The organism is Bradyrhizobium nivariense, from assembly GCF_029846695.2.
In the GTDB taxonomy this organism is placed as follows: domain Bacteria; phylum Pseudomonadota; class Alphaproteobacteria; order Rhizobiales; family Xanthobacteraceae; genus Bradyrhizobium.
Map to the genome: position 1 here is coordinate 1 of NZ_JARWCR020000140.1, position 5,896 is coordinate 5,896.

The following is a 5,896-nucleotide window of genomic DNA, read 5'->3' on the forward strand; positions in this document are numbered from 1 at the left end:
CACCCCGCGCCGGGGTAACCCGGCGCCAAGCCGAACACGACATCCAACCTCCAGCGCTCCGCCCCGACAGCGACCGAACAAAGACAAGAAAACTCTCGACTTCATAGTTTTTCAGCAGACTGCTAGAGGGGATCTGTAACTAATGCCGCCACCCGGCTATGGAAGCTGCCGATCTGTCTGAACGCATCCTGCCGCTCGGATCCCTCGGGAAGAAGTTGCGCGGCCTCCCATAAGCTCGTTAGCAACCGCACTAAGTCCTTCAATTCATCGGCCTCGCACATTCCAACTGTGCGTCGGGTCAACGTTGAGTCCTCATGCTAGGAACGGAGAAATGTAGGGGTTGGCCGCGACATGATCGCGCGGCGAGTAAGGGAAGAGGGTAACGCAAAATGGCAGTATCAATGCATTTGCCGCGCGGAAGTAGTGGCGCAGCAAAAGGTGCTCTTCTTCACGTACGTTGCGTAGCATCGATCTTCATCTTTTACTCATGTTGAATACGAGGGTCAGCCAGCTTTTGCGGCATCCTGTGTCATGGCAACATGGAGCGTTGGTCCAAACATCAAACCAAAAGTCAGACTAATAATTTTCGGCGCAGGCTGGGGGAAATGAGAGAAGCACCAGCTTTATTTTCGTTTCGGCTTTCAGATCGCTTTCGAAACGCAACTGTTCCGTGAACGCCGCCACTAGCGCATCACAGGCTTGATGACATGGTCCCGTTTCAGGCATAGCGTTCTGTTCCGGGCATGGGGATTGAGGCGATGCGACGCGGTAAGGCGACCATGACGTTAAGTGAGCGGCTGCTCAAGTTCGCTGAGGAGACTCGCCGCACGGCGCGATTGTTGCCACCCGGAGATGCGCGTGAAACCCTGCTAAGAAAGGCGCGTCAGGCTGAGGCGACTGCGAATATTGAGAAATGGATTTCGTCACCGGGGTTAAGACCGCCGGTCTAGCCCGCTGCGAATGCGGGACGATTTCAAGAGGAATTATGGAAGTGAAATTGCGGGGGCGCGTCAGGTGAAATTTACAAACACTTCGGACCGGGGCCTCTTGGCTCTTTACGGGAGTGTGCGCCGTGAAGTCAGCGCGGACCTGCGAAATGGCGCGCGCTATCGTTTCATAGGTGAGAACGCCAGGCAGTACGCGGAGAAACTGCGAGAGGAACTGGTTCGTCGGCAGCTACCGTTTACTCCGATAGATTGGCTATAGACACGAAGTGTTTCTTCGTCGTCAGCACAATGGCGACGAGCTTCTTTTGTATTGAACTGATGAGACCGGCAGATGAGCGACAAGGCTTCGCTTCCGTCCAGATTTTTGGTTCGTCAGGGATCTAAGGGTTGGATGGTCTACGATCGGCAGCGAAGGGGGCCGGCAATGGTTGGGACCAGGCCAGCGGTCAATCTGACGAAGGAACAAGCCGACTACATCGAGCGGAAGCTGATGGCGGAGGGGGAAGGCAAGCGTTTAATTTGAGTAGTGCTCGCCATCGGCACTTTGGTGATGATGGCGCGGATTGTCATATGCGCGCTGCATCACCTCAAGCGAGAAGCCTCGTGCCTCCGGATAGCCGCAGAAATTCTGCTCTCTCCGGAATCTGCTTTTCTGAGATCGCGCGTGCAGCGGCTACTTGGCGTCGTGGGTGTGGATTTGAGGCCGCTAACTGAGGCGGCCTTACTTGGGCGAACGCAATCCGTGCGAGTTCAGCCATCCGTCAATGGAGGCAGTGACATCGGCTTGGCGGGCCTTCTCCAGAAGCTCTTCAGGTTCCACACCCGACGGCAATTGATCTGTCTTTTTTTCTCTCGCTAGCCGAGCCTCCTTGATAAGTCGTTCGCCCAGTGTCTTATCCGGTTTGGGAAGTCGGCGGCGTGTCATGGTGAATTCCCCTCATCCATGAACCTGCTCCACCATTAAAACCGTGGAGCGGAGGCAATGGTTCCGAAGTGGACCATCCGGTCTTTCGCGGCGCTCAGCGGGCCTCGGAGTCTCGCTGCCGGCGGCTTCCCTGCCGGCGCCCATGGATGCGATGACCGCAGCCGCATCGGCGGAGGGCATGGGCATGAGAGGGAGAAGCCGGAGAGCCGGCTGGGACCGCCAATTCGATGGTCCGATCGCCGTGCCCGGGCCGTAAGCTGGTGACCCTTCGCGATGCCGGCGAGTACATCGAAGCGCTGCTGCTGGTGGTCGAGACCAGCGGGCCGGTGATGTTCGCGCGGATCGGCATGCGCGAACGGTTCCCTGGGGTTGAGCCTGAGACCAGCAGACCCAAAAGTCCTGCTCCGTATCACGCCACGGACACCGAAAATTCTGGTAAATCTTGTCGGGGGGAACGTGGGTAGCGCTCTCCCGACTCGAACCCCCGACGAAACAGGTCGGTTTTGATGGCCACCAGATACGAAATCGAACGGGAGTCCTGGTAGGAAATTATACGGAGCGGAGTCAGATCTTAAACTGATAAGGTTTCGAGCAAAACCTTATCAGTGAATTGACCGGGCTCGATGTTCCTTAGGATCCCGTATGGTTTCCAGCAAAGGATCGGATGAGTGTCAACGCCGCCACCATTCCGCGAAAACCGAAAGGACGAAGTCGACTTGTCGACCGCGGGCATTAGAGGACTCTGGGACCTTCAGTGTTCGGCCAGCACTCTACCTGATCAGTCCGATGCCTGAGGGGCCGCGCCACCCGCCGGACCTAGCTTGTAGATCAGGCCACTTTGCCCCTGTGCATCAAGCCTCAGCGCCCGTCCCAGTTCTTTCTACAGGGCGCTGGGTGCTACGAGGCCAGCCTTCGCTGCGACTGTTTGATCGAGTGATTTGCTCGTTGAGCCGGACCTCTGTTAGAGGCTTTCGATTTTGTAGATCGGTAGGGCGCCGCGAGGAGCATCTGGAAAAGCGCCCTAGCCGCGTTGACCTGGCAGCGGCACGACCCTCGCCTCGTCCTGACATCACAGTTCTCTGTTCGCTGGTGCACACGCGCCAAGTCCATCCTCGGCCTTGCCGTTGCACGGCGATATCAAAGATTTCGAATTGGTCAGGCATTGCGCTGCACAAAATTGCGGATAGGTCGAGAATAGCCGAACCAGCCGGCCCAATCCACCACGGGCGGACATACCCCTTAATTCTGGCCGGAGGAAAACTGTTTGAAGGTTAAAGGACCCCCGGTATAGCATCAGAAAATCCGGCTTTGATGAAAGCTTTGGAAGTGCCGCCTCATTGGCGGGTTGATATTCCCCGCAGCATGGCACTTCGTGCTTCCGAGATCACAACATGTCGTCTCCCAGTAAGATGGCGCTTTTTATCGATGGAGCCAATCTCTATGCGACAGCCAAGACGCTCGGCTTCGATATCGATTACAAACGCCTACTGATCGAATTTCAGAACCGCGGTACGCTTCTGCGAGCGTTCTACTACACGGCCACGATCGAGGACCAAGAGTTCTCCTCGATCCGTCCACTAATCGACTGGCTTGACTATAACGGCTACACCGTCGTCACCAAGCCGACCAAGGAGTTCATCGACGCCGGCGGCCGGCGCAAGGTCAAGGGCAACATGGATATCGAGCTCGCTGTCAGTGCTATGGAGCTCGCCGAGCATATCGACCAGATGGTGCTGTTCTCCGGTGACGGCGACTTCCGGTCCCTGGTGGAGGCGGTACAGCGCCGCGGCGTTCGGGTCACCGTCATTTCCACGATCGCGAGCCAGCCGCCGATGATCGCCGACGAGCTGCGCCGCCAAGCCGACATGTTCATCGACCTTGTCGAGCTCCAAGCGAAGATGGGTCGCAATCCGTCCGAACGCCTGGCCCCGCGCGAGCGCGAGTCGCGCTATCGCCCGCAGCAGACACCCGAGCGTCAGACCATCGCGGGATCGAAGGGAAACGATAGCGTTCTCGAGAATTGATTCCGAGCGACACCCCTGATGCAATGCAGATGAGGCTAAGACTCAGTAGCCACGCACTTGGTCGTGTGTTCGTTCGAGCTCGGTCCCTAAGGAGGGCCGAGCCCTCCAGTTCGCGTTCGAGTGGAAGAACGGCGGAGGGCTTTGCGTCCGGTCAGCATGTCAGTGCTTTTGACGCTCAATGTCTCTGAGGAGCACATGGAGAAAGTCGCTGGCATGGTCATATTGTGCTCTGCCGTTGGTGACCTGCTTGGTGCGGGGGCCGATTATGTCGCCCACGATTTCCGGCCCGAGCACCTCAGTACGATCCGACCAAAGCCTAAGCAAATTGTCGGGAATGTCTTGGCTCGAGCCAAACAGCTTCAACAGAGAACGTTCCCCGTCGGGGTCTCCGTCGTGGTGAGCCTTGGCCGCATAAAAGGCAAACAACCCACGGAAGGCATCGCGAGTAACAGCAGGTTTTGCCATCACCACTTCCCCTGAAAAAATTGAGTTCTTAATGCGAGGAAGTCTGAAGCTCCCGTTCAGGAAAAGCCAGCAAAAAAGCCAGTCTACTGCGCTCTGAAAAAGAGACAGCAAAACTCACCCAATCATCGGCGCGGCGCGCAAAGACGGCGCCCCCAAGGCGGGCACGGTATCTGAAGCGTTGATCTAGAATTGTGCTGATATCACCTGCGCAGCATTGCTGCCGCTCTACGAAGGGAAATAGGTCCGGGACAAAAGATACCAGCCCCGGTTAGGGCAGGGCAGGTTGCTTTTGCCTAGCGAGATCGACGCAGTCCGAGAAAAACTTGCGGTTTGGAGAACGTATATCAAGTCGTTCCGTGGCTGGACGCCATCAAATCTTGCGCTCGTCAGCCGGACGCCTGAGGAGCTTGGTCTTGCTGGGATCGGGGACCCAGGCCCTTTCTGCTGATCGCGTTCTGGGGCTTGCACAAAGACGTCTGAGCTGATTTACGCCCGGCCACCAATCAAAAACTAGGCTACCAATTGTCCGGGCAGGCCCAGGCCGGGCGGTCTGATTGAAGCTTGTTTGGAAGAACGTTGACTAATCTCTCCAGCTCTGATCGCTCTTCGCTCAAACGCTTCTTGACAAACTGGCGCTCAAATTCGGTCAGGCGGGTTCGCAACAAGCGGCGATATCGTTGGATGTTGTTGCGACAAGTTTGTGCCCGAGCCGATTGCTCAGCTTCCGTCATCGGCATCTCACTCTGGCCTCTTTCATGCATTTCGAAGCCTCGCTGCGTCCCCATGCCTCGCCGGACCAGTGGTCTCACCGGCTAGGATCTGGTCACTCAAGCTTACGCCGCCCGGCTCGAAATACAGCGTCCTGGCGGCGTTTATTTCAGCCGGGCCCCTGAAATTCCCAGCGCAATAAGCCTAGCAGGCCAGCAGTGACGGACGTGGGAAGCAGTTCACAATGAGCCGAGGGCGCCCATGGCGGGTGCTTCACCTTGATTCCGTGTTTCTGACGCGCGCCACGCTGGGGCTGATCGCGACATTTGACACAAGCCCGCCAGAGCCCAGCAGGCGGAGGCGTCAGGACTCCTCCGTCCGGGGGCCGGCTCTTGTCTCGTTGTTTGCCATACTCACGGTGTCCCTGTTTCCCATAACCGCCCAGACGTCGCTGACATGAAAAAGGCCGCAGGATCTGAGTGGATCCTGCGGCCTATCCGGGAAAATTGATTGTTTACGGAATGAGCACTTCCAGCCCCGGTTACCGCCATGATTTCAGAACTTGGCTCGGGGGTTTAGTCCGAAAGCATCTGTTCCGAAGCGGAACACGAAGCGCTGTTGCGCCTGTGCAACGTCTTCACGTTGTAGGGAATAGGAACTGGACCGGGGGAAGCTCGGCAAAATAATTGCTTGTTTGAATGTAAGCGCGATTTTCTCCGCACGCCGGCGGTTTTGATGGATTGCGCTGGTATCGGGCGATACCGGGCCGTTCAGGCAGTGGCGGCTTTGTGGAAGTTGAAGGGCAGCAGGTCTGCAATATCGGCGTC

Annotated in this window: 5 protein-coding genes; 2 read left to right on the forward strand and 3 right to left on the reverse strand. The window is 57.2% G+C overall.

Translation table 11 applies throughout. The annotated features are described in order from the left end of the window. Positions 1 to 1,278 precede the first annotated feature (1,278 nt). Both QCM77_RS45160 and QCM77_RS45165 read left to right on the forward strand, forming a co-directional pair. Positions 1,279 to 1,470: a hypothetical protein gene (locus QCM77_RS45160; protein ID WP_279693143.1), complete on the forward strand. Its 192-nt coding sequence runs from the start codon at positions 1,279 to 1,281 to the stop codon at positions 1,468 to 1,470. A 1,793-nt stretch (positions 1,471 to 3,263) separates the two neighbouring features. After that, positions 3,264 to 3,896 (forward strand): LabA-like NYN domain-containing protein, encoded by a 633-nt coding sequence (locus QCM77_RS45165; protein WP_280097043.1) that lies wholly within the window; start codon positions 3,264 to 3,266, stop codon positions 3,894 to 3,896. A gap of 159 nt (positions 3,897 to 4,055) precedes the next feature. Here QCM77_RS45165 and QCM77_RS45170 read toward each other — a convergent pair whose 3' ends face one another. From QCM77_RS45170 to QCM77_RS45180, 3 genes are all read right to left on the reverse strand, one after another. Continuing rightward, positions 4,056 to 4,361: a hypothetical protein gene (locus QCM77_RS45170; protein ID WP_280097044.1), complete on the reverse strand. Its 306-nt coding sequence runs from the start codon at positions 4,359 to 4,361 to the stop codon at positions 4,056 to 4,058. A gap of 515 nt (positions 4,362 to 4,876) precedes the next feature. Then, positions 4,877 to 5,092 (reverse strand): hypothetical protein, encoded by a 216-nt coding sequence (locus QCM77_RS45175; RefSeq protein ID WP_280097045.1) that lies wholly within the window; start codon positions 5,090 to 5,092, stop codon positions 4,877 to 4,879. A gap of 532 nt (positions 5,093 to 5,624) precedes the next feature. After that, positions 5,625 to 5,896: hypothetical protein (locus QCM77_RS45180; RefSeq protein ID WP_280097046.1), on the reverse strand; the 272-nt coding region annotated here is incomplete at its 5' end.